A 23637-nucleotide genomic window follows, 5' to 3' on the forward strand; every position below is an offset into this window, starting at 1 on the left:
CCGCTAATCCGTACAACTTGTCTTCATTTAGCCAGATAGTTGCACAGCTATAAGCCAACTACAATCATTGCGTTACTTACTCAGGAGATATCCCATGTCACAACGTATTCTTACTTATCAACTTGGCGATCGGCAGATTAATCGCCTCGGCTATGGTGCAATGCAACTGGCTGGCCCAGGCGTATTTGGCCCACCCGCGAATGAATCTCAGGCAATTCAGGTGTTGCGCGACGCCATCGAATCAGGGGTTCAACATATTGATACCAGTGATTTTTATGGGCCGCATATTACTAACAAATTAATTAAACGTGCCCTCCATCCTTATCCTCATGATCTGTGTATTGTCACCAAAGTGGGCGCACTACGCGATAAGACGGGGAACTGGCTACCGGCATTCAGCGCCGATGAACTCACCCGCGCGGTCGAAGATAATCTGCGTCACCTTGGGCTTGACGTGTTGGAAGTCGTGAATTTGCGTAGCATGTTTGCCATCCACCAACCGACAGAAGGTTCCTTGGCAGCGCCCCTTGAGACACTGGTCAAACTGCAAGCGCGGGGGCTGATTCGCCATATTGGATTGAGTAACGTGACAGCAAAACAGGTCGCCGATGCCCAAAAAATCACCCCCATTGCCTGCGTACAGAACTTGTATAATCTGGCAAATCGCGATGATGACACACTTGTCGACAAGCTCGCTGCACAGAATATCGCTTGGGTTCCTTTTTTCCCGCTTGGTGGCTTCACACCATTACAGTCGACACAACTCAGCGAAGTCGCACAGTCACTCGGGGCCACACCAATGCAGGTTGCACTTGCCTGGTTGCTGCAACGTTCTCCAAATATCATGCTCATCCCTGGCACGTCATCACCGCAACATTTACAGGAGAACCTGGCCAGTGCTGAATTGATACTCTCAGCTGAGGTGGTGGAAAAGCTAAATAGCATTGGCTAACATTGCTAACGCTTTGATTATTTTCGCACTCTCTAATTTTGCGCGAACTGCCTTGACGCTTTGAACTTAAGATTTCACCGCGATTAAGGCAGTATTGAGCTGCTGCACAGCCTGTTGTGGAGTCTGCTCTGGATGGATAAAAAAGGAGTTCAGTACGTGGAAGAAGATCTCTTTGGTTTGTGCATCTGTCGCCATCGAATGCGCCATACTTGGTAGCAATTTACCCGATGCCTCCGCCTCACGGAACGCCTTGCCTGACTGCTGCGCGCAAGAGTCAAAATCCTGCAAAGAAACATCCATTCGGGCGGTGATCGAACCTTTTAGTTTATTAAAAGTAACCTGAAATTGCTTGTCCATCAGTACATCAGCCAAATGGCGCTGGCCCGATACTACGACTGGATTACCGTTTTGCTGCAAAATAGCAAAACTGTCCGTGTTATAAATAAAATAGCCCTGAGTACCGGGAGCCACCACACACAAAAACGCTTGGCCAGGATGATCACCATCCTGCATCATCTCGCCTTTGGCCCAGTCGCCCATAATCATCATGGCAGCTTTACCACTGCGCAGCATTTCTACTGACTCATGCCACGGACGGTTGGCTGCATCGGGATCGATATAACCTTTCAGCTTGCGAAACTCTTCCAGCACTCGCACCATCTTCTCACTGGTGATGGCACTACTGCGCTGTTCCATAAACACCTGGCGATAGAATTCTCCGCCTTCCATGCCTAACAGCAGATTCTCAAATACCGTGGCGTCCTGCCATGCCTGCCCGCCATGTGCCAATGGAATGTACCCGGCAGCTTGTAGCTTATCGGCTACAGCAAAAAATTCATCCCATGTGGTAGGTACGGCTAATTTCAATTTGGCGAAAGGTTTCGGGTTAATCCACATCCAATTGATACGATGTATGTTTACCGGCACGGCAACATACTCACCACGATATTTAATGTTGGTTTTGATGGCGAGAGGCAAAACCTGATCCCATTCAACAGTTTGCTCCGGCGTATAAGGGCTGGAGAGAAACCCCAGTCTGGCCCACTCCTCAATGGCCTTACCTTCCAGTAAAGCCGCCCCAGGCGGGTTACCGGCAATAGCACGCGTTTGCAATACACTGTATGCACTCTCTCCTGCACCACCAGCAACGGCAAAATCTTGCCAATTATCCCCTTTTTTGGCCAGCTCCTGTTTTACCGATAATAGTGCCGCCTGCTCACTGGATGAGGTCCAATAATGCAGGACTTCAACATTAACGGCGGTGGCATTGGTCGCGACCAGCAGCAGAAGAATAAGAGATAGCGTCTTTAACATACGTATTGACTCAGTTATAGCGTTGTAAACGGACTTCAACTATCAGCCCACTGGCAGGATGATTGCGTAATGTCACTTCACCACCGTGTGCTCTGGCAATGCTACGTGAGATAGCAAGCCCCAACCCACTGCCACGGTTATCCTGTTGCAAACGATAGTAAGGCTTAAAGACTTTCTCCCACTGTTCTTCAAGAATTCCGGGGCCAAAATCACGGATAAACAGCATGATGTAATCCCGATGATCTGACAGGGTTATTTCTACTCGCTGCCCATAGTTCAGTCCATTCTCCACGATGTTATTAAGCAAGCGCTTAATCGCCAGCGGGCGGCCAAAGATCGGGCTAGCTTTACCGGAAACACTGACATTGAGATAGGCATCCATCGTTTGTCTTAGCAAGTTCATGATATCTATGGATTCCATATTTTCATGCAAATCAGTGTCCTTCATACTTTGCAGTGCGCCTTTGACCATCATTTCCAGGTCAGCGACATCCCGTTCAAATTTTTTCCCCAAAGTCTCATCTTCTAGCATTTCTACCCGTAGCCGTAGGCGGGTTAGCGGGGTTTTCAAGTCATGACTGATAGCGGTAAATAGCATCTCACGGTTATGTAAGTAAGCGCGCAGGCGACTTTGCATTTGATTGAAAGAACGGGTCGCGGTAACCAACTCTGCACTGCCTTCTTCTGGCAATGGTTCGCTGTCCAGTGAACTGTTGAGTTCAAGTGCACCATGGGCTAGCCGTGCTAATGGTTTCAGTTCACGGCGAATCAGCCACCAGGTGAAAAGTAAAACCAGAAGCAAGCTACACAGGGTAAAACCAACCTGACGCAAGCTAAACAGCGGGCTTTCCAACTGATCGTAAGGCGGTGGCAATGGTGCTGCCAGAAACAACCATTCATTGGAATTCAGTTGTAACTGAATGACTAATACCGGCGCATCTTTATGGGATGTAGTGATACCAAAACGCACCCAAGCAGGGGGCAGATTATCGACCAGAACTCCGGCGTTAAAAACCTTCAGTTGATCTGCTGGTGTCAGGGATATGATCGCCGCCTGCCGTTCCCCTAATTGTGTTCGCAGCTCTTGTTTTGCCTGCGAGATTACGGTTCTGGCGGCCTGACTGTTCAGTAATTGTACTTCGTCCAATACATGGTTATTGATTGAAATAAAAAACTGCGAGCCACCTAGCGCCAATTGTTGTTGCAACACTAAATGACGATAGTTGTACGGCAGAGAAGACATAAAGTTGTAACTGGTCAGCATCCCTTGTACCAGCCCTTTGATAGTACTCTCCAGACTGGCCTGATTGCGCAAACTAAACTGACGATACCAAATTGAACCAGAGATACTTTCTGCCAGCAGCAGGGCAATCACCAGCATGCACAGCATGCGGCTCAGAAGTGAACGCGGCCAGAGCGGCCGGAACATATTCTGTAACCAGCGGACATAACGGCCCGAATCAATATTCACGGGTAACATCACAACATAACATGTAGCCCTGATTACGTAGGGTACGCAGTAGTAAGCGCTGGCTATCTTGCAGCCGCTGACGTAAGCGGCTGATTTGCACATCAATCCCCCGCTCCAAAGGGTTATTTTCCCGTCGGCGAGTTATTTCAGAGATTTGATCCCGGTCGAGGATCTGATTGGGATGACGTAAAAATAGCGAAAGCAACGTAAATTCAATCCCCGACAACGGTTCACTCTGCTTTTGCGGATCAATAAGCTCCCGCCTGACTAAATCCAGTTTCCAGCCGTTAAAACACAAAAATCGTGCCTCATTGCCGGGGCTTTGCACAATTTGATTACGGCGTAATAACGCCTTAACTCGCGCCAGCAACTCGCGGGCACTGAACGGTTTAGCCAGATAATCATCTGCGCCTAGCTCTAACCCAATCACTTTGTCACTTTCATCAGATGCTGCCGTCAGCATGATGATCGGCACTGCCGATACTTGCCGTGCTTTGCGGCAAAGAGTAAAGCCGTCATCACCAGGCAACATGACATCCAAAATGACTAAATCCACGGACTCCTGCTTCAATGTTGCCAGCAAATGTTCACCATCAGGCAGCGAAAGCACACGAAAATTCGCTTTAGTGAAGTATTCCGTCAGTAAGCTGCGGATCTCTTCATCATCATCAATCACGAGCAAAGTATGAGGGGACATAATGGCGCTAACCTGAGTAAACGAGTGTCGCTAAAAGACAAGCAGTGTACCGCTATAACTCGGTACGCAGCTATATGCTACCAGGTATTAACTTCGTTCTGAGAGCTGCCTCAAAACTGTTGTTCTGCTGTTTCTGTCATATGAAATCCAATGCGGGGAGCTTCGCACGTTTACAGCTTAAAAGGTTTAAATAGAGGGGCTTTGTTGCTTATTTAGCAATAGTGTTATGCATTATTGTTCATTTTTCTCTCGTGTAAAAACCATTAGCATACTCAGCATTCTGGGTAGGCCGCTGTTTTGGGTTATTAGCCCTCCGTTTCACAAGGATTATATCAATGAGTAATGTATTAATTATTAACGCCATGAAAGCGTTTGCGCACTCCAAAGGGGCGCTTAACCTCACGCTCACGAATGTCGCTGCCGACTTTCTACGTGAAAACGGCCATCAGGTGAAAATCACCACGGTTGATGAAGGCTATGATATTGAAAATGAAATTGAAAAATATCTGTGGGCCGATACCGTTATTTATCAAATGCCCGGCTGGTGGATGGGTGAACCGTGGATTCTGAAAAAATATATTGATGACGTCTTTACCGCAGGTCACGGCAAACTGTATGCCAGTGATGGCCGTACCCGTTCTGATGCTACTAAAGGCTATGGTTCTGGCGGGTTGATTCAGGGTAAAACCTACATGCTGTCAGTCACCTGGAACGCACCGCTTGAAGCGTTCAATGACCCGAAACAGTTCTTCCATGGTGTCGGCGTTGACGGTGTTTATCTGCATTTCCATAAAGCGAACCAATTCCTTGGTATGGAACCTCTGCCAACATTTATGTGTAATGATGTGATTAAGCAGCCTGATATTGAGGGTGACATTAGCCGTTACCGTCAGCATTTAGCCGAAAGCTTTAACCATCAGGCCGTTTGATTTGATATCCGAGATAAATAGAGGCCGTAATGATTACCGTTTTTGCAGAAATCAAAGTCAAACCAGGACGCCGTCAGGCAGTATTACAGGCAATTGAAAAGCTTATTCCGGCGGTGCTGGCCGAGGAAGGTTGTGGCGGTTATGTGCCGATGGTTGACGTTCCCACCCAGCTTGACTGGCAAAAGAACTCGCCGGACTCTATTTTCATGCTGGAGAAGTGGCAAAGTGTGCATCATCTGGAGTTACATTTGCAGATGGAACATATGCATCAACACCGTGAAGTGATTAAGGATGATGTGTTGGATGTGAACATTCACATTTTAAATAACGCCTAATCAGCCTATCCCCAAAGTAATTGGAGTTGCAGGTAGGCAGCAAGCAAACGCATCCCGATGAGCTTACTCAAGTAAGTGATTCGGGGAACAGATTTGAACGCTGTTTGCAGCGGCCTCGCAGAGGCGAGGCCCACGGATGGGCCGAGTAACTAGCGCAGCTAACACCCCTGCGGCTTCAACCGCCGCAGAGCAATCTGTTCTTCCGCATCATCTACCGCACCAAGGATCTAGCGCGCATGGCTGAGAAACAGTTCACCCTCTTCAGTCAACTCTAACCGGCGAGTGGTACGGCACAGCAAAGTAGTCGCCAGCTTTGCTCCAATCGGCTCAATGCCCGGCTAATACCCGATGTGGTCTGGCTACGTTGCTCTGCCGCCGCTGTAATCGAGCCGCAGTCAACTACCGAGGTAAATGCCTGCAACTCTTCTAACGCCACTTTCATCTATTAAACCCTGCCATCGATCAAACCTCGATTTCAGCGGTATCCCCTTTCTCTTGCAGCCAATTGCGCCGATCTTCGGAACGCTTTTTCGCTAACAACATATCCATCATTGCCAACGTTTTATCAATATCATCATCACCAATGGTCAATTGCACCAGACGGCGAGTATTCGGATCGAGGGTCGTTTCACGTAACTGCAACGGGTTCATTTCACCCAGCCCTTTAAAGCGCTGAACGTTGGGTTTACCGCGTTTACGTTTCAGTTGTTCCAGAACACCGGCTTTCTCTTCTTCATCCAATGCATAAAATACTTCTTTGCCTAAATCGATGCGATACAGTGGCGGCATCGCCACATAAACGTGACCATTGCGCACCAATGCCCGGAAGTGGCGCACAAACAGGGCGCACAGCAGAGTGGCAATATGCAAGCCATCGGAGTCCGCATCCGCCAGGATACAAATTTTGCCGTAACGCAGTTGGCTCAAATCTTCGCTATCTGGATCGATACCAATAGCTACTGAGATGTCGTGTACTTCCTGCGAGGCCAGCACTTCATCTGACGAAACCTCCCAGGTATTTAGGATCTTGCCTTTCAGTGGCATGATCGCTTGATATTCACGATCACGCGCCTGTTTAGCCGAACCGCCTGCGGAATCCCCTTCCACCAAGAATAATTCGGTCATGCTCAGATCTTGCGAAGTACAATCCGCCAGTTTACCGGGCAATGCCGGGCCGCTGGTCAGCTTCTTACGCACCACCTTCTTCGCCGCACGCATACGCCGTTGAGCACTGGAAATGGCCAATTCAGCCAGTTGTTCTGCCGCTTGTATGTTCTGGTTCAACCATAGGCTGAAGGCATCTTTTACCACACCGGAGACAAAAGCAGCGCACTGACGTGAGGAGAGCCGCTCTTTCGTCTGGCCAGCAAATTGTGGATCCTGCATTTTTACTGACAACACATAAGCACAGCGTTCCCAGATATCATCGGCCGAAAGTTTGACGCCACGTGGCAGAATATTGCGGTATTCGCAGAAATCGCGCATGGCATCCAGCAAGCCCTGACGCAAACCGTTGACGTGAGTGCCGCCCTGCATGGTGGGGATCAGGTTGACGTAGCTTTCGGTCAACAGTTCACCGCCTTCTGGCAACCACAACAGCGCCCAGTCAATCGCTTCGGTATCACCGGCAAAAGAACCAACAAACGGTACTTCTGGCAGGGTAATTAAGCCATTAACCGCTTCCATCAAATAATCGGTCAGGCCGTCGGCATAGCACCAACGCTGCTCGGTATTATTCACCTGATCTTTAAAGACAATTTCTACGCCAGGGCATAATACAGCTTTCGCTTTCAACAAATGGGATAAACGCGAAACCGAGAAACGCGGGCTATCGAAGAATGAGACATCCGGCCAGAAATGCACACTGGTACCGGTATTGCGCTTACCGCATGTCCCGATAACTTGTAGTTCCTGCACTTTATCGCCATTTTCAAAGGCGATACTGTAGATTTGGCTATCACGGCGAACCGTGACCTCTACCCGCTTGGATAAAGCATTCACTACTGAAATGCCTACACCGTGCAAACCACCAGAAAACTGATAGTTTTTATTCGAGAATTTACCGCCTGCATGTAACCGACACATAATCAGTTCAACGGCAGGAACACCTTCTTCTGGATGGATATCAACAGGCATGCCACGGCCATCATCAGTCACTTCCAGTGATTGATCGGCGTGCAGAATAACGTCGATACGCCGGGCATGACCCGCCAGCGCTTCATCGACGCTGTTATCAATCACCTCTTGACCAAGGTGGTTTGGCCGCGTGGTATCCGTATACATTCCCGGACGACGACGCACTGGTTCTAAACCGCTGAGTACTTCAATGGCATCAGCGTTATAGCTGGATTCAGTCATGGTTGATTAATATTCGGCTAATGGTTGGAAGGCTGGCGGTGACATGCCCGACAGGCCATCTCGGCCCCGGAGCAATACCCACTATAGACGATACTCAATTGTAGTAATACCAAACCTACTGTATCGATGGCACATATACGGCCTGTTTTCAGGCCGTCGCTAGCCCTAAAAAAGTTATAATCGGGGAGAAAAAGTGATCAAAACCGACAAAGGCATGATTCCCACCTGATTCTACTGTTTGCCGGCAAGGGGTGTAATAAGCAACCGCTTGACGGTAATCGAGGATCTCATCCCCGGTTTGTTGCAATAACCAGAGTAAATCTGGGGATTCCAACTTTTCAATTTGCATGACCTTCAGGTCGTAAATATGCCGAGACTCTAACACATATTGTTGCCCGGTGTAGGGGTTCTCATTCTCGCCCAAATAATCACTGAGCAGCTCAAATGGCCGCACTGCTGGGTTAACAACCACCGCAGGAATACTGAAACGCTGGGAAAGCCAGGTAGCAAAATAGCCGCCCAAGGAAGAACCAACAATACCAATAGATTGCCCCGCTTTATCCATCACAATGTTTTCCAGCATTTCTGCTGCTTGTGCGGGATACGGTGGCAATTGCGGTGTCAGCATCTCAATATGAGGATGGTGCTGCTGCAACCAACTTTTAAAAGTAGTTGCTTTGAGCGAGCTGGGGGAGCTATTAAAGCCGTGAATATAAAGGAGCGTACTCATCAATAACCATCCGAGTCCATGTCCGGGCGGAACTCATCACTGGCTAACCGACGAATCTCAGTTTCAAGTATTCCATCAGGCAGTAAGTCGAGGTAGCGCCATCCCGGAGCCACAGTATCAAGCGTAAAATTAGTACAGTGTGGTTTGAACTGCACACAAGTAGAAGGGCTGGCCAGCAGCCGTTTACCATACCAATCGAGATCCAAGTCTTGATGGATATGGCCACACAGTAAGGTGGTAACACGCGGATAACGGACAAGCACAGCCGCCAACATATGCGCATTACGCAGGCTGTGTTGATCAAGCCAAGTGCAGCCAGACGGCATTGGGTGATGATGCAGTAAAATCAGCGTATAGCGTTCTGGGTAAGCCACCAGACAACGCTCCATCCACTCCAACTGATAATCGCTCAGTTCACCATAAGGAACGCCGAACACCTGACTGTCCAATAACAGAATTTGCCAGTTATCACCCACCAGAACCTGCTTCGAAGGCGCAATGCCCGAATCCGCCAGTGCATCCACCATCGCTGGTTGAAAATCGTGATTACCGGGTAGCCAGACACAAGGCGCCGGCAAACGGGAAATACCCTTCGCAAAATTCTGGTAAGCAGCAACAGAATGGTCCTGCGCCAAATCACCGGTTGCAACAATCAGATCGAACGGGTGTTGCTCAGCAATAATCGCATCCAACACAGCGCGATAACTGTGGGACGTATTCACACCCAGCAAGGTCTCATGTTCACCTGCGAAGAGGTGGGTATCTGTTATTTGTAAAATTCTGACCCTGGCCCCACTCGCCATAGGCAGTTTAAACAGGCTTTCCAAATGGTGTCCTTGTTTTTGCACCCTTCCCAACCAGATTTATCACGTATATTCACTTTCTGTAGGCAGGGCTATAAGTCTGTCTAACAAACCGGAACTGCCACCGCTCCATGCGCCAAACAATAGCGCAACCAGTCAGCAAGAAACTGGTTAATTTGATGCTTTTCGTCCCGCTGATGCAACTTTTTATTCGGATAATCATAACTTGCTTTGAAGCGGTAGATCTGCTGACTGGCACACACTTCCGCGACCTGCGCATCATGATAAAGCCGCACCACCATCGAGGGTAGACTCCAGTGGCTCACCGCCGGTTCGGTTTGCATAATCTCGACTACTGAAGTGTAGCGGGTTGACTCAATAATTGTCAGCCGATAACTGCCGCCATTAACCTGATAAGCCACGTTTTCACCCACTTCATCGACGCGAGGTATCAAACGACGCAATTGCGCGAAGTTAGTTTCACATATCCTCATCATTTCAGGGAAATCAGGTGTATAGCGCTTACTCATTATTTTTTCTCTTTATGACTGCCATTCTGCTCTCAGCGATTGATGGTGCAACGCCAACCATTGTAATGCAATGATTGAGGCTGCGTTATCAATAGCACCTTCTTCAACCCAACGATAAGCTTGTTCACGGCTGACAACATGCACTCGAATATCTTCATTTTCATCAGCCAAGCCATGAATTCCCCTCGCCGTCGTTGCATCAACTTCGCCCACCATAATAGATAGACGTTCGCTGGTGCCCCCAGGACTGGCTAAATAGCTCAGCACTGGCTTGCAGCGGCCAATGTCAATTCCGGCTTCTTCCTGCGCCTCGCGGCGGGCGACCCCTTCAACGGTTTCCCCCTCTTCAATCATTCCGGCTACCATCTCTAATAACCAAGGTGATGGGCTACTGTCAATGGCAGCAATCCGTAATTGCTCAACCAATACCACTTCATCGCGCACCGGGTCATAGGGCAATAACACCGCGGCATGACCACGTTCGAAAATTTCACGCGTAACTTCACCACTCATTTCGCCGTTAAACAGACGGTGGCGAAATCGGTATAAATTCAGTGAAAAAAAACCACTGTACAGTGTTTCCCGTGCAATAATTTCCACATCATTCTTGTCAAAGGTCACCGGTGAGGATTGTACTAACGTCATTAACTGCTCTCCTTACTTAAGTATCCAAGCTGAATTGTGATTTTTGATGACAGCCAAACTACACAGGCTATACCCTAAAGAATTCGAGTTGCAGGAAGGCGGCAATTGAGCGACAAATTGGTTGTAAACCATTTTTGCACAGCGCCTGCGCTGGCCCGCAGGGTGAGCCACTTATGCGGCCCATAACCCCATGAGCTTACATAAGTAAGTGACTGGGGTTAACGAAAGCAGCCAACGCACATGCAGCTTGCAGTATGACGGGTATACAGGATTTTAAAATAGCAGGCATAGTGTTAGCTGATAGAAATGATTTTGATAAAGATTATTTGACAAAGATAGCCCGATACAGAGTAGTTGTCTGAATACTCATTTAGCTTTGTGATAGATTTAAGTAAATTAAGGCGAGATGGCACAATCAGCCACCTTATCCCATTGGCAGACTCTGATAGAATCGGCAACAATATCGTCTATCGACAGCTACCATAGTAAAATTGCCGCACAACTGCTGCACAACAAGGACTGCAAATGAAGAAACTGCTCCCCCTTCTTATCGGGCTGAGTCTGGCTGGTTTCAGTACCATGAGCCAGGCAGAGAACTTGCTGCAAGTTTATAAGCAAGCCAGGGATAGTAACCCGGATTTACGCAAATCGGCGGCTGACCGCGATGCTGCATATGAAAAGATTAATCAAGCTCGCAGCCCGCTGTTACCACAGCTCGGTTTGGGGGCGGGTTACACCCATACCAATGGTTTCCGTGATGCATCAGACAACCCGGACAGCAACGCGACATCAGGGTCCCTGCAACTGACTCAAACCATTTTTGATATGTCTAAATGGCGCGCCCTGACCTTACAGGAAAAGGCTGCGGGTATTCAGGATGTCACATTCCAGACCAATGAACAGGCACTGATTCTGAACACGGCAACAGCCTATTTCAACGTACTCAGAGCGATTGATAGCCTGTCTTACACCGAAGCACAGAAACAATCGGTCTATCGCCAGTTGGACCAAACGACCCAGCGGTTTAATGTGGGTTTAGTCGCCATTACCGATGTGCAGAACGCCCGTGCCAGCTACGATACGGTGTTAGCATCAGAAGTGACTGCCCGTAACAATCTGGATAATGCGTTGGAAAACCTGCGCCAGATCACCGGCGTTTATTACCCAGAATTGGCATCACTGAATGTGAGCCGTTTGAAGACTGATCGCCCACAAGCAGTTGCTAACCTATTGAAAGAAGCTGAAAAACGTAACCTTTCTTTGCTTTCTGCCCGTTTGAGTCAAGATTTGGCTCGTGAGCAAATTAAGTCAGCAGAAACCGGTTATATGCCGACGATCGATTTGACCGCCTCATCTTCTGTAACTAATACGCGATACAGCGGTGGGTCACCAACTAGCCAGCAAGTGAATAATGATGCGGGGCAGAACCAAATTGGTGTGCAACTGAGTTTGCCACTGTATAGCGGCGGAGCCACCAATTCTGCGGTGAAACAAGCACAGTACAATTTTGTCGGTGCCAGTGAGCAGTTAGAAAGTGCGCACCGTAGTGTGGTGCAAACTGTCCGCTCCTCATTCAATAATATTTCAGCCTCCATCAGCAGTATCAAGGCCTATGAGCAGGTGGTCATCTCCAACCAAAGTTCATTGGATGCCATGGAAGCCGGATACCAAGTAGGTACCCGTACCATTCTGGATGTATTGACTGCAACGACTAACTTGTATCAATCCAAACAGCAATTAGCCGACGCGCGTTATAACTATCTGATTAATCAGTTAAACATCCAATCCGCGTTGGGTACATTGAATATGGACGATCTGATGCAACTGAATGGCGTATTGGACAAGCCTGTGCCAACGTCAGCCGCCAGCCTTGCACCGGATAATGCCAACCAGAATGCTTATGCTAATGGTGAAAGTGCTCAATCAGCACCGCGTGCTACTTCTGTAAGCCAACCGGCTACCACAGCACCCGCAGCGGCACGTAGCGGCAATCCATTCCGTAACTGATTTTACAGGTTCGGACTCTCCGGGCGCAGCATCAGGCTGTGCCCGGTTTTTATTCCCCCTACGTCTTCGCTACCAAGCACTTTTTGCCAATGAAAAAAGCGAAGCTACCCGCAGCATTTCGTATAACTTTGTAAAGTCTGCCGTTGGCAAGCCCCCACGCTTTAATTTCATACATGTTTCCCCTATTCTAGAGGGTACATACTGGGAAAGGGCACAAAAGCCCGGAAATGAGACAAATAATGATGAAACGGACTCAAAACATCAATCAAGAGACTTTCCGTAAATCCTGGCGCAGTTACCGTCTTGCGCCAGTAGCGTTAGCTGTCAGTGCTGTATTTATGCTGGCTGGCTGTGAAAAAACCGATGAAACCGTCTCTTTGTATCAAAATGCTGATGATTGCTCTCAGGCGAATCCGTCCAAGAGCGCAGAATGCACCACCGCTTACAACACGGCATTACAAGAAGCGGCTAAAACTGCACCAAAATATGCGACCCGTGAAGACTGTGTGGCAGAATTTGGTGAATCTCAGTGTACTCAGGCTCCAGCCCAAGCTGGCATGGTACCAACATCTTCATCATCTTCTGGCGAAACCGCAGCAGCCGCACCACAGCAAAGCGGCAGTATGTGGATGCCATTAATGGCTGGTTATATGATGGGCCGAATGATGGGCGGTGGCGCAAGTCAGCCGTTATTTACGTCGAAAGCACCCAATAGCCCTGCGAATGGCAAGTTTGTTGATGCGACAGGCAAAAACTTTGGTTCAGCCACCACTGGCCGCACCATGAACGTACCAAGAACCGCCATGGCACCTAAACCTGCGGTAACCAACACCATCACTCGTGGTGGCTTTGGTGAGTCCGTGGCTAAGCAGTCTTCTATGCAACGTAGTGCCGCGACATCATCTAAAACCAGTACACGCAGTATGGGTGGTTAAGGTCTGATTAATGAAACGTTTAGCGATTAGCGAACGCCCAGACTGGCGTGAGAAAGCCACCGAATTCGGTTTCCGCTTCCACACCATGTATGGCGAGCCGTACTGGTGTGAGGATGCGTATTACGAATTCACACTGGCACAGATTGAAGAGCTGGAAGAAACTACCGCAGAATTGCATCAGATGTGTCTGCAAGTGGTTGAGAAAGTAGTAAATAGCGATCAACTGATGGCAAAATTCCGCATTCCAAAACACTGCTGGGATTTTGTTCGTAGCTCATGGCGAACTCAACAGCCATCGCTCTATTCCCGCCTTGATCTGGCGTATGACGGCATAAATCCAGCAAAACTGCTGGAAAATAATGCGGATACCCCAACGTCATTGTATGAAGCCGCCTTTTTCCAATGGTTATGGTTGGAAGATCAGATCAACGCAGGCAATTTGAGTCAGGATTCTGATCAATACAACAGCATGCAAGAGAAGTTGATTGAGCGCTTTGTCGATCTGCGTGATAACCATGGTTTTAGCTTACTGCATCTGGCCTGTTGTCAGGACAGCGAAGAAGATCGTGGCACAGTGCAATATTTGCAAGATTGTGCGCTGGAAGCGGGTCTACCGACTGAATTCATGTTTATGGAAGAGATCGGCTTAGGGGAGAAAGGGCAATTTACTGATCTGGATAATCAGGTTATCAGTAATTTATTCAAACTCTATCCGTGGGAGTTTATGTTCCGTGAAATGTTCTCAACCAAGTTGGAAGATGCTGGCGTGCGCTGGCTGGAGCCTGCGTGGAAGAGCATAATCTCTAATAAAGCCTTATTGCCGCTGCTGTGGGAGATGTTCCCAAATCACCCTAACCTGTTGCCTGCTTACTTTGCCGAAGATGACCATCCGAAGATGGACCATTATGTCACCAAGCCGCTGTTCTCACGGGAAGGTGCCAATATCCAGATAGTGGAAAACGGTAAAGAAGTTGCCCGAGTTGACGGGCCATACGGGGAAGAAGGCATGATTGTGCAGCAATTCCATCCGCTGCCTAAGTTCGGCGACAGCTATACCCTGATAGGTAGCTGGCTGGTGAATGATCAACCCTGTGGCATTGGTTTGCGTGAAGACAGAGAACTGATTACCCAAGATCTGTCGCGTTTTTACCCGCATATTATTTTGGGCTAAGGCTGCGCATAATTTAAGGGAAAGCACTGGCTTTCCCTCAGACTGCTGACAAGGTCAAATGAAGGGGAAACACTCCGTTGGGGCTACTTTTAGTTTCAAATACAAGTGTGTAAACCGCCTGAACGCCCGTAGGAGTGGTCACCCGCTGGCTCGCTGACTTTATCAGTTCAAACCTTTCTTTTATAACGTCGAACTATCCAATTCTTACCGACAACATACTGAGCGACCCCATCTCTATCCCATCAGTAGGAATCGAAATCGGCTCAACGCCATCCCAGCTCCCCAGCACATACAAAAGTGGCAGATAATGCTCTGGCGACGGATTAGATAGCGCGGCCCCTTCATGTTGCATAAAGTTCACTAAAGGATGGTTATCGCCCTGATAGTTAAGGTTATCTCGTACAAATTGATTGAAAGATTCAGCCCAAGGATACGGACTGCTATCACCCTGCCATCTGACCATACGCAAGTTATGCACGACGTTACCACTGGCGACAATCATCACGCCCTGCTCACGCAGCACCGCTAGCTTGCGACCTAACTCATAGTGATAAGCCGCGGGTTGGGTACCATCAATACTCAATTGCACCACCGGAATATCAGCTTCAGGGTACATTTTAATCAATACCCCCCAGCTACCGTGGTCCAGCCCCCATTCACTGGTATCAGCCCGCACAGCAATAGGCGCTAGTAATTGCTGAACTTGTGCCGCCAGTTCCGGTGAACCCGGCGCTGGATATTCGGTATCAAATAACGCCTGAGGGAAGCCACCAAAATCGTGGATAGTCCGAGGTTGCTCCATTGCGGTGACCGCGCTACCACGGGTATACCAGTGGGCGGAGACGGCCAGAATCGCCTTAGGACGCGGTAAAATCTCACCCAACGTACGCCATGCTTGAGTGTGACTATTTTCTTCCAGCACGTTCATCGGGCTACCGTGGCCGAGAAACAGTGCAGGCATACGAGAGGTGTTCATAAGAAATCCTTACTGTTAAAAGAAAAAATGGCGTTTAAAACTATAAGAAATACATTACGCGCTTTTTTTTCATTACACAGCCAGATAACAGTGATGAAGATATTCAATAAATTTGAATGGGGAAATCAGAGAAGGCGTCGCGCAGGGATCATGGCGTTATCGGCAATAACCGGGCCACACTTTATTCAGGAAAATAAAGGCAGCCCGGTGCTCAAATCACGTTATCAACAGACAATATCCGTTGATATCGCCATCCTATTAGCTGGCTTTTCTTGCCTGAGACTGGAGGTAATCAGACAAGTCATCAATTGTCACTACCGGCATATCATGCAATTTAGCGAACTCAATAACCTCTGGTGCATGGGCCATGCTGCCATCGTCATTAGTCAGTTCACACAACACACCTGCTGGCTTGTAGCCTGCCAATGTTGCCAGATCGATAGAAGCTTCGGTATGACCACGACGCGATAATACGCCGCCTACTTGACCACGCAGTGGGAATACATGGCCTGGACGGTTAAGATCCGCAGGTTTAGCGTTGTCAGTAATAGCCGCGCGAATAGTCGTCAAACGGTCCGCCGCAGAAACGCCGGTCGTCACACCTTTAGCGGCTTCAATTGTCACGGTAAATGCCGTCTGGAACTGGCTGGAGTTATTGGCCACCATCATCGGCAAATCAAGCTGCTGGCGGCGTTCTTCAGTGATACACAGACACACAATGCCACTACCGTGGCGGATGGTCAGTGCCATTTGCTCAACAGTCATTGCTTCGGCCGCAAAGACGATATCACCTTCGTTTTCCCGACTTTCGTCGTCCAACACCATAACACCACGGCCATTACGCAATGCGTCGACAGCACGTTCTACACGCTCAACAGGCGTGCCAAAATCTGATAGAAGGGTCTGATTCATGGTAAGAAACCTCATTAAAATTATGGATTACCAGAATCAGGGCGGTCTTGAGGAGTAAAAGGCCTCTCTTTCATATATAGCACTGCTTCATATATAAATAGAAATAGCCGAAATAACGCAAGCGAGCTATAAGCTCGGCAGATACCGTTACTCTCTCCCATCCGGACTATAACCGTCGGCCCCGGAATCACACCGGGTCTGCTGACCTCTACCTTGCTCCCTTTTTAACAAGAGAAACAACGTGAGCGCTCGCGGGCTTTTGCACCACGACACAGATATGCCGCAACACAATTTACCGCCGGTGGGGACTTGCACCCCGCCCTGAGAATAAGCCCTACAACTATAGCGCTATTGATTCGTCTGGGCAATTACCAAAATGTAGATGTTTGGAGGTTTATACAATCAACGTGAGGCATTACACTAATAAGCAGTAATCCACATCTCATTAGGGAAATATCATGATTGACCCGAAAAAAATTGAACAAATCGCCCGCCAGGTGCATGAGTCTATGCCGAAAGGAATTCGCGAATTCGGGGACGACGTCGAAAAGAAAATCCGTCTGGTGCTGCAATCGCAATTAACACGACTGGATTTGGTTAATCGTGAAGAGTTCGACGTGCAGACTCAAGTGTTGCTGCGCACCAGAGAGAAACTGGCGCTATTGGAACAACGCGTGACAGAGCTGGAAGCCAAATTCAGCACTGTTCCAGCCGTTATTGATGATAACAACGGTAATGACAAAACCGGCGAATAGCGCTTGGTAGCATGTCATTCGTGATGATCAGGGCGCAGTTCGATATCGCGCCCTGAGTTTACGAGGATATTGCCGCTGGCCGCATTCTGGAAAGAAGCATCCACAAGAGGAAAAACATCAGCAAAGCATATAAACTTTTCCAACCTATCATTACCAGCAATACACAGCACAGAATACTGCCAATCACCGACATCACCCGCGAGCGCCCGCTCAATAAGCGAATCCCCGCCAGCATACATAACAAATAAATCAGCACAAAAATGCCATTGGCATAAACAATCAGCAGGTCCAGTGGCAGCGATAGCCAATAAATCAGTAACGCAAATACCAGGCAACTCCCCACCACGGCAGTAAGTGCATTAACCGGCGTTTGCCCGGCAGAAAGCTGCGCAAGTTTGCTTTCAGGCCGAACCTGCGCCTGCGACCACACCATGCGGGCAAAACTCTGGGTATAGATATTGACGCTGGCAAAACAGGCCAGATAGCCAATAATGCACGCTATCCACAGCGCATGCTGACCAAAAAGTTGCACTACAATGCCCGGCAACGACGCCGCAGCCGCCTGTTGTTCGCCATAAGCATGGAAATGCAACACCGCCACGGTACAGCCCCAATACACCGCACCAGCAACGAGTAAGCCAACGATCAGTGCGCGTGGGAAATCACGTTCGGGATGGCGGAATTCTGTCGCCAAGTGTGCAAAGGCTTCTAAGCCGACAAAACACCAGAACATTACGGCCAACGCGTTGAACATATTCGGCGGAGAAATATCTTGTAGTTTTGGCCAAGGTATCTGTGATGGATGAATCTCACCCTGCCACCAAATAGCCACCACCAGCGCAATAACCAGTAATGCTATCAATGTTTGCACATTGGCGCTGGAACCGGCACTGCGCGTGCCAAGCAACCAAATAACCAGCAAAGTGACCAGTTGCACCATCAGCAACCCAGTATCGCTCCAGCCGAATGTCGCCTGCCAAAAACCGGCAGCAATTTGCAAGGCGGCGGGTAAACCAACGGGAATAACAGACAAGAATAGCCAGCCAGTGACATTACCCAGTTTCGGGCCAAAGGCCATCGTCACGAAGTGGGCAGCCCCTGCGGCACTAGGGAAATCGCGGCCTAGAGCAGCAAACGCGATAGCAATCGGAAAAACCAGTACAATTAATACCGGCCAGGCCCATAGACTGTCGTCTCCGGCCAGCATCGCCGCCAGTGCTGGAACCGCAAAAACGCCCGTTCCCAGCAGTGAGGTGGACAGCAACCCGACTCCCTGTGCCAGACTCAACTCCTGTTTTAGTCCACCCACCCATATCCCCTTCTTAATTGAAGTTGCAGCGGTGTTAGCTGCTCTCTTTCACCCGAATCACTGACTCAAGTCAGCTCATCGGAATTATCTCGTTTGCTGCCTGGCTGCAACTTCAAGGCCGAAGGGCATTTAGCCACGGCCATTCTTGATTGACTGAATAATATTGGTGGTGGAAACTCCATCTTCAAAATTCAGTACTTTAACCTCGCCGCCTGCGGCCCAAACCTCGGCACTGCCCGCTATCTCATCCGGCTTATAATCACCACCTTTCACCAGCAGATCCGGCAGAATATCGGCAATTAAGCGCTGCGGCGTATCTTCTTCAAACGGCACCACCCAATCCACAGCTTCCAACGCACCTAATACAATCATGCGCTGATCAAGTGGGTTAACTGGCCGTTTTTCGCCTTTCAAGCGTTTGGTAGAGGCATCGCTGTTCACTGCCACAATCAGGCGGTCACCCAGCTTACGGGCGTTAGCCAAATAAGAGACATGACCCGCATGGAGAATGTCAAAAATGCCATTGGTCATGACCACTTTTTCACCACGCTGACGGGCCTGCGCAACAGCTTTTTTCAGTTGTTGCTCATCCATCACCCCAAAACCGGTTTCCGCACGACCACGAATGGCATTTTCCAGCTCAATCGGTGAAACCGTTGAGGTACCTAACTTACCGACAACGACACCGGCGGCAGCATTAGCCAGGAAGCATGACTCTTCAAGCGTATTACCCGCAGCCAGTGCCGCAGCTAATACCCCAATCACCGTATCACCCGCACCGGTCACATCGAACACTTCCTGCGCCTGAGTGGGTAGATGTAATGGGGGTTTCCCCGGTTGCAGCAGTGTCATCCCTTGTTCGGAACGAGTCACCAACAGAGCTGAAAGCTCAAAGTCAGCCACCAGCTTCATGCCACGGCTGACCAGCTCTTCTTCATTTTTACAGTGACCGACGACGGCTTCAAATTCGGATAAGTTAGGGGTCAACAGTGTTGCGCCGCGATAACGCTCAAAATCGCTGCCTTTAGGATCGATAAGTACTGGAACTTTCGCATTACGTGCCAGTTGGATCATCAGCTGCACACTGTTCAATGCACCTTTGGCATAATCGGATAGCACCAGTGCGCCAATCTGTGGCAGCGCCTGCTGGATGCGATCAAAGATAGGTTGCGGATCAACACCGTCAAAACCTTCTTCAAAATCCAGACGGATCAACTGCTGATTACGGGAAAGTACCCGCAATTTGGTAATCGTTGGATGGGTAGGCACCGAAACAAAGTCGCAGCGCACCTGTACTTCATTCAGCTTATTGGTCAGCGCCCGCGCAGCATCGTCGATGCCGGTCAACCCAACTAAACGAGAGATAGCGCCAAGGGATGCGATGTTCATCGCCACGTTTGCAGCACCACCGGGGCGCTCTTCGATGGTATCAACTTTAACAACTGGCACCGGTGCTTCTGGTGAGATCCGGCTGGTTGGTCCATACCAATAACGGTCTAACATGACATCACCAACGACTAATACACCGGCGCGGCGAAAATCAGGCAGCGTGACTTTCATACGTTAGCCCCCCAAAGTGAGCTGTTATTAACCCCGAAAACACACATCTCTTCGCTCCAATTTTGTGTTTGTTATACTCTAAATAATTCGAGTTGCAGGACGGCGGCAAGCGAGTGACAACTTGGCTGTAAACCATGTTGAACAGCGCTTGCGCTGGCCCATAGGGTGAGCTTCATAGAGGCTCATAATCCCGACGAGCTTACTTATTTCTTAAGGTCAAGACCAGTAAGTGATTCGGGTGATTGAGCGCGGCCAACACACATGCAGCTTGAAGTATGACGAATATATGTGGTGCCGGATAATATCACAGGCACCTGGCATACTATGAATAACCGCCGTACCCAGTAATCACGGGCCTGCTGTATTTTATCTTATTCGCTGGCAACAATATCTGACGTCACCAGCCATTTCCGCCAACTGGCAGCAACCTGCTCTCTTTCGGTGATAAAACTGTCAGCAGAAACCTTACTGGATAGCTCCTGCAATGCCAGATGATGAATCTCATCTCGCATGGTGACATAAGCACGGGTCAGTGCCGCTGCCTCTTGCGGTGCCATGATGTCGTAATTGGCCATCAACTCAAAAATACGCACGTTATCTGACCAACGGGTCAAGCGTGGTTCGTTGGCCGCATAGCGCAACACCAGATATTGCGCGATAAACTCAATATCGGTAATCCCCCCCTCATCCGCCTTAATATCGAAGACGCCACGCTGTTTGCTGCCCAGATGGTTGCGCATTTTCTCTCGCATTTCGCGCACTTCCTGCTGCAATTGCGGATCTTCACGATGACGGCACAGGATTTGCTGGCGGATAGTATCAAACTGTTGATGTAATTGAGGATCACCGTAAACGATCCGCGCGCGAACCAGTGCCTGATGCTCCCAGGTCCAAGCCTCATGCTGTTGGTAATCGGCAAAAGCTTCAACGGTGCTGACCAGCATGCCCGCCTCACCCGATGGCCGCAGGCGAGCATCCACTTCATATAAAATGCCTGACGAGGTGCGAGTGCTGAACAAATGCATTACGCGCTGGGCCAAACGCAGGTAGAACTGACGGCCGTCGATGCTGCGCTCGCCATCAGTCATCACATCCAGCGGGCAATCGAGCAAGAAAACCAGATCCAAATCTGAGCTATAACCTAACTCCCAGCCCCCTAACTTGCCATAACCAATCACGGCGAACCCACGGCCTTCCCGCTGCTGTAGATGGCTTGGCTGGCCATAGCGAGCCACCATCTGCCCCCAGGCTTGCTGAATAACCGCATCAATCATGGCTTCTGCCAGATAAGTTAAGTGATCGCTCACTTTCATTACCGGCAGCGCCTCGGTGATATCACCAGCGGCAATGCGCAATTGCTGGGCTTGTTTAAATTGGCGCAACGCCTCAAGTTGCTGCTCCTCGTCATCTTCTGGCACCCGCAATAAGTATTGGCGCAATTCATCACGATAAGCACCGGGTTCCAAGGGCTGATAGAACGATTGCGGATCGAGCAACTCATCCAATAACAGCGGGTAGCGGGCCAATTGGCTGGCCACCATCGGCGAGGCTGAACACAAGCGAATAACATGTTTCAATGCCGCATGGTATTCCACCAGTAATTCGAGGTAAGTGGTGCGAGTAACGATGCTCAGCAGCAACTGAATCAAGCGGCTGAGGGCGACATTGGCGTCGGGGCGCGAGCAAACCTCGGAGAACAAGCGCGGCATCAGTTGATCCAGCACCTCACGGCCCCGAGGCCCAATGGTCCGTTTATCAACGTCATGGCGGAAATGATTAATCGTCGTCAACAACTGCCGGCAGGCTGATTCGTCTAAATGCGGTGTGAGAGGGGCTAAATCACGCTCTTCCAGCGCATCCTGCCATAAGCTTTTATATAAACCATGGCGGGGATCTTCACCGATATCGGGGGTATCATCGCCGATCAGATCATTAAATACCAAACGCACAGCTTGCATATGGTATTCCAGTGCCGCACTCATTGCCGCCCAGTCGGTATACCCCATGCCCCAAGCTAATCGGGCCTGATTCAGTGCATCACTGGGTAACGTTTGGGTTTGTTCATCAGCAATAGCTTGCAGCAGATTTTCCAAACGGCGCAAAAACAGATAACTGCTACTGAGATCACTCACTTGTGGTGGTGGTAATAAACCCAGCTCGGCGACTGCCTGCAACGTCGGTAGTAAAGCCCGCTCTTGCAAGCGCGGTTCACGGCCACCACGAATAAGCTGAAATACTTGCGTGATAAATTCGATTTCACGAATACCACCGGCCCCCAGCTTAATGTTGTCTTTCAGGCCACGCCGCCGGACCTCACGGGCAATCATCCCTTTCATGTTACGTAGCGATTGGATCACGCTGAAATCGATATAGCGGCGGAAGACGAAGGGCCGCAGCATCTGGCGCAGCTCCTTACTGTAATGGTCTTCAGCTCCGCCCATCAGACGTGCCTTAACCATTGCATAGCGTTCCCAGTCACGACCCTGCTCTTGGTAATAATCTTCCAGTGCGGCAAAACTCAGTACCAGCGGGCCACTGTCACCAAACGGGCGTAGACGCATATCCACCCGATAGACAAAGCCATCAATGGTTTGCTGATCCAACGCTTTAATCAGCCGTTGGCCCAAGCGGGTGAAGAACTGGGCATTATCCAACTGGCGACGCCCACCCTGGGTCTGGCCGTTTTCTGGGTAGGCAAAAATCAGATCGATATCAGAGGAGAAATTCAGTTCACCGCCGCCTAATTTGCCCATGCCCAAAATCAGCAACGGCTGCGGGACACCCTCGGCATTAGATGGCGTACCGAACTCACGACAGCAAGCCTGATACAACCAATCGCGCGCTGCCAGAATCAGGCTTTCAGCCAACCCACTCAGTTGTTGCAAGGTATCGGTAGTCGCACTGGTTTGCCGTGTTTGTGACCAGGCAATGCGCACCATTATCCGGCGGCGAAACAGCCGCAATGCGGCTAATAATGCTGCTTCGTCCTGTACCTCGGCCAACGCCAGATTTAACCATTGTGGATAAAATTGCCACTCCTGCGGTTGCGGGGGTTGCTGATGCAACTCTTCCAGCCACTCAGGGTGAATCAGTAACATATCACTGACAAAATCACTCAACGCCAGTACAGGGATATCTTCTTCGTGTAAATCTGGCGGAGCCGGTAACTCATAAAAGCGCTGTTGTATATTCTGCGCCTGAAGCTGTAATTCCGAAGAGAGTGGCAACATAAAGCATTCATTCCTCAA

20 protein-coding genes, 1 pseudogene and 1 riboswitch are annotated in these 23637 nt (G+C 49.5%); of the genes and pseudogenes, 7 read left to right on the top strand and 14 right to left on the bottom strand.

The window, feature by feature from the left end; genetic code table 11:
- Nucleotides 1–94 precede the first annotated feature (94 nt).
- Entirely contained in the window at nucleotides 95–952 is an 858-nt protein-coding gene (locus A6J67_RS00125) for an aldo/keto reductase family oxidoreductase (protein WP_050296916.1), read from the top strand.
- A gap of 66 nt (nucleotides 953–1018) precedes the next feature.
- Here the strand turns inward: A6J67_RS00125 and A6J67_RS00130 are convergent, their stop codons facing one another.
- Genes A6J67_RS00130 through A6J67_RS00140 form a run of 3 tightly spaced genes read right to left on the bottom strand, consistent with a single transcriptional unit; the run spans nucleotide 1019 to nucleotide 4434 of the window.
- Nucleotides 1019–2266, bottom strand: coding sequence for an ABC transporter substrate-binding protein (locus A6J67_RS00130; protein WP_080607977.1), 1248 nt, complete (start codon nucleotides 2264–2266; stop codon nucleotides 1019–1021).
- 10 nt (nucleotides 2267–2276) lie between these two features.
- Entirely contained in the window at nucleotides 2277–3746 is a 1470-nt protein-coding gene (locus tag A6J67_RS00135; protein ID WP_226967873.1) for an ATP-binding protein, read from the bottom strand.
- The gene (locus A6J67_RS00140; RefSeq protein ID WP_032906937.1) at nucleotides 3727–4434 is read right to left on the bottom strand and encodes a response regulator; all 708 of its coding nucleotides are present in this window, start codon (nucleotides 4432–4434) and stop codon (nucleotides 3727–3729) included. Before A6J67_RS00140 ends, A6J67_RS00135 begins: the two co-directional genes overlap by 20 nt.
- A 335-nt stretch (nucleotides 4435–4769) precedes the next feature.
- Between A6J67_RS00140 and A6J67_RS00145 the strand changes: the two genes are divergently transcribed.
- Both A6J67_RS00145 and A6J67_RS00150 read left to right on the top strand, forming a co-directional pair.
- The gene (locus tag A6J67_RS00145) at nucleotides 4770–5363 is read left to right on the top strand and encodes an NAD(P)H-dependent oxidoreductase (protein ID WP_005188290.1); all 594 of its coding nucleotides are present in this window, start codon (nucleotides 4770–4772) and stop codon (nucleotides 5361–5363) included.
- Between the two features lie 29 nt (nucleotides 5364–5392).
- Nucleotides 5393–5698, top strand: a complete 306-nt coding sequence (locus A6J67_RS00150) for a putative quinol monooxygenase (protein WP_005188293.1) — start codon at nucleotides 5393–5395, stop codon at nucleotides 5696–5698.
- A 164-nt stretch (nucleotides 5699–5862) separates the two neighbouring features.
- On the opposite strand, the pseudogene A6J67_RS23365 reads toward A6J67_RS00150, so the two are convergent.
- From A6J67_RS23365 to nudF, 6 genes and pseudogenes are all read right to left on the bottom strand, one after another.
- A pseudogene (locus A6J67_RS23365) lies at nucleotides 5863–6140 on the bottom strand (LysR family transcriptional regulator); the annotation flags it as partial.
- Nucleotides 6141–6160: 20 nt separating this feature from the next.
- Nucleotides 6161–8056, bottom strand: a complete 1896-nt coding sequence (gene parE / locus A6J67_RS00160; protein ID WP_005188298.1) for a DNA topoisomerase IV subunit B — start codon at nucleotides 8054–8056, stop codon at nucleotides 6161–6163.
- A 148-nt stretch (nucleotides 8057–8204) separates the two neighbouring features.
- Nucleotides 8205–8786: an esterase YqiA gene (gene yqiA, locus A6J67_RS00165; RefSeq protein WP_032906938.1), complete on the bottom strand. Its 582-nt coding sequence runs from the start codon at nucleotides 8784–8786 to the stop codon at nucleotides 8205–8207.
- Nucleotides 8786–9613 carry a 3',5'-cyclic-AMP phosphodiesterase gene (gene cpdA, locus A6J67_RS00170; protein ID WP_032906939.1) on the bottom strand — a complete coding sequence of 276 codons (828 nt, stop codon included), beginning with the start codon at nucleotides 9611–9613 and terminating at the stop codon, nucleotides 8786–8788. Before cpdA ends, yqiA begins: the two co-directional genes overlap by 1 nt.
- Before the next feature lie 80 nt (nucleotides 9614–9693).
- Nucleotides 9694–10119, bottom strand: coding sequence for a DUF1249 family protein (locus A6J67_RS00175; protein ID WP_005188305.1), 426 nt, complete (start codon nucleotides 10117–10119; stop codon nucleotides 9694–9696).
- 12 nt (nucleotides 10120–10131) lie between these two features.
- Complete coding sequence (gene nudF / locus A6J67_RS00180) at nucleotides 10132–10764, bottom strand: ADP-ribose diphosphatase (RefSeq protein ID WP_005188308.1); 633 nt, start codon at nucleotides 10762–10764, stop codon at nucleotides 10132–10134.
- Between the two features lie 525 nt (nucleotides 10765–11289).
- On the opposite strand from nudF, the gene tolC reads away from it, so the two are divergent.
- The 3 genes from tolC (at nucleotide 11290) to A6J67_RS00195 (ending at nucleotide 14877) form a co-directional block, all read left to right on the top strand.
- A complete protein-coding gene (gene tolC, locus A6J67_RS00185; protein WP_005188309.1) occupies nucleotides 11290–12771 on the top strand; it encodes an outer membrane channel protein TolC in 1482 nt (493 codons plus the stop codon).
- A 242-nt stretch (nucleotides 12772–13013) separates the two neighbouring features.
- Nucleotides 13014–13706, top strand: a complete 693-nt coding sequence (locus tag A6J67_RS00190) for a DUF1190 family protein (protein ID WP_050296955.1) — start codon at nucleotides 13014–13016, stop codon at nucleotides 13704–13706.
- A 10-nt stretch (nucleotides 13707–13716) separates the two neighbouring features.
- The gene (locus A6J67_RS00195) at nucleotides 13717–14877 is read left to right on the top strand and encodes a glutathionylspermidine synthase family protein (RefSeq protein ID WP_042569047.1); all 1161 of its coding nucleotides are present in this window, start codon (nucleotides 13717–13719) and stop codon (nucleotides 14875–14877) included.
- A 193-nt stretch (nucleotides 14878–15070) separates the two neighbouring features.
- Here the strand turns inward: A6J67_RS00195 and ygiD are convergent, their stop codons facing one another.
- Entirely contained in the window at nucleotides 15071–15853 is a 783-nt protein-coding gene (gene ygiD, locus A6J67_RS00200; protein WP_042569046.1) for a 4,5-DOPA dioxygenase extradiol, read from the bottom strand.
- Between the two features lie 258 nt (nucleotides 15854–16111).
- On the bottom strand, nucleotides 16112–16765 hold the full coding sequence (ribB, locus tag A6J67_RS00205) for a 3,4-dihydroxy-2-butanone-4-phosphate synthase (RefSeq protein WP_005188313.1): 654 nt from the start codon (nucleotides 16763–16765) through the stop codon (nucleotides 16112–16114).
- 145 nt (nucleotides 16766–16910) lie between these two features.
- Nucleotides 16911–17098: riboswitch (FMN riboswitch) on the bottom strand.
- Nucleotides 17099–17223: 125 nt separating this feature from the next.
- Here ribB and ubiK point away from each other — a divergent pair.
- Entirely contained in the window at nucleotides 17224–17520 is a 297-nt protein-coding gene (gene ubiK, locus A6J67_RS00210; protein WP_005188316.1) for a ubiquinone biosynthesis accessory factor UbiK, read from the top strand.
- Nucleotides 17521–17578: 58 nt separating this feature from the next.
- Here ubiK and yjeH read toward each other — a convergent pair whose 3' ends face one another.
- The 3 genes from yjeH to glnE all read right to left on the bottom strand — a co-directional run bounded on the left by yjeH (nucleotide 17579) and on the right by glnE (nucleotide 23619).
- Nucleotides 17579–18829: an L-methionine/branched-chain amino acid transporter gene (gene yjeH / locus A6J67_RS00215; RefSeq protein WP_042569045.1), complete on the bottom strand. Its 1251-nt coding sequence runs from the start codon at nucleotides 18827–18829 to the stop codon at nucleotides 17579–17581.
- Between the two features lie 129 nt (nucleotides 18830–18958).
- Nucleotides 18959–20389 (bottom strand): bifunctional D-glycero-beta-D-manno-heptose-7-phosphate kinase/D-glycero-beta-D-manno-heptose 1-phosphate adenylyltransferase HldE, encoded by a 1431-nt coding sequence (hldE, locus tag A6J67_RS00220; RefSeq protein WP_005188323.1) that lies wholly within the window; start codon nucleotides 20387–20389, stop codon nucleotides 18959–18961.
- Between the two features lie 371 nt (nucleotides 20390–20760).
- Nucleotides 20761–23619, bottom strand: a complete 2859-nt coding sequence (glnE, locus tag A6J67_RS00225) for a bifunctional [glutamate--ammonia ligase]-adenylyl-L-tyrosine phosphorylase/[glutamate--ammonia-ligase] adenylyltransferase (protein ID WP_050296913.1) — start codon at nucleotides 23617–23619, stop codon at nucleotides 20761–20763.
- Nucleotides 23620–23637 lie beyond the last annotated feature (18 nt).

It is taken from the genome of Yersinia sp. FDAARGOS_228, assembly GCF_002073315.2.
GTDB lineage: Bacteria > Pseudomonadota > Gammaproteobacteria > Enterobacterales > Enterobacteriaceae > Yersinia > Yersinia intermedia.

Excerpts from the sequence above, each read along its gene's own strand:
- A6J67_RS00125 (WP_050296916.1), top strand. The coding sequence starts at position 95 with ATGTCACAACGTATTCTTACTTATCAACTTGGCGATCGGCAGATTAAT.
- A6J67_RS00130 (WP_080607977.1), bottom strand. The coding sequence starts at position 2,266 with ATGTTAAAGACGCTATCTCTTATTCTTCTGCTGCTGGTCGCGACCAAT.
- A6J67_RS00135 (WP_226967873.1), bottom strand. The coding sequence starts at position 3,746 with ATGTTACCCGTGAATATTGATTCGGGCCGTTATGTCCGCTGGTTACAG.
- A6J67_RS00140 (WP_032906937.1), bottom strand. The coding sequence starts at position 4,434 with ATGTCCCCTCATACTTTGCTCGTGATTGATGATGATGAAGAGATCCGC.
- A6J67_RS00145 (WP_005188290.1), top strand. The coding sequence starts at position 4,770 with ATGAGTAATGTATTAATTATTAACGCCATGAAAGCGTTTGCGCACTCC.
- A6J67_RS00150 (WP_005188293.1), top strand. The coding sequence starts at position 5,393 with ATGATTACCGTTTTTGCAGAAATCAAAGTCAAACCAGGACGCCGTCAG.
- parE (WP_005188298.1), bottom strand. The coding sequence starts at position 8,056 with ATGACTGAATCCAGCTATAACGCTGATGCCATTGAAGTACTCAGCGGT.
- yqiA (WP_032906938.1), bottom strand. The coding sequence starts at position 8,786 with ATGAGTACGCTCCTTTATATTCACGGCTTTAATAGCTCCCCCAGCTCG.
- A6J67_RS00175 (WP_005188305.1), bottom strand. The coding sequence starts at position 10,119 with ATGAGTAAGCGCTATACACCTGATTTCCCTGAAATGATGAGGATATGT.
- nudF (WP_005188308.1), bottom strand. The coding sequence starts at position 10,764 with ATGACGTTAGTACAATCCTCACCGGTGACCTTTGACAAGAATGATGTG.
- tolC (WP_005188309.1), top strand. The coding sequence starts at position 11,290 with ATGAAGAAACTGCTCCCCCTTCTTATCGGGCTGAGTCTGGCTGGTTTC.
- A6J67_RS00190 (WP_050296955.1), top strand. The coding sequence starts at position 13,014 with ATGAAACGGACTCAAAACATCAATCAAGAGACTTTCCGTAAATCCTGG.
- A6J67_RS00195 (WP_042569047.1), top strand. The coding sequence starts at position 13,717 with ATGAAACGTTTAGCGATTAGCGAACGCCCAGACTGGCGTGAGAAAGCC.
- ygiD (WP_042569046.1), bottom strand. The coding sequence starts at position 15,853 with ATGAACACCTCTCGTATGCCTGCACTGTTTCTCGGCCACGGTAGCCCG.
- ribB (WP_005188313.1), bottom strand. The coding sequence starts at position 16,765 with ATGAATCAGACCCTTCTATCAGATTTTGGCACGCCTGTTGAGCGTGTA.
- ubiK (WP_005188316.1), top strand. The coding sequence starts at position 17,224 with ATGATTGACCCGAAAAAAATTGAACAAATCGCCCGCCAGGTGCATGAG.
- hldE (WP_005188323.1), bottom strand. The coding sequence starts at position 20,389 with ATGAAAGTCACGCTGCCTGATTTTCGCCGCGCCGGTGTATTAGTCGTT.
- glnE (WP_050296913.1), bottom strand. The coding sequence starts at position 23,619 with ATGTTGCCACTCTCTTCGGAATTACAGCTTCAGGCGCAGAATATACAA.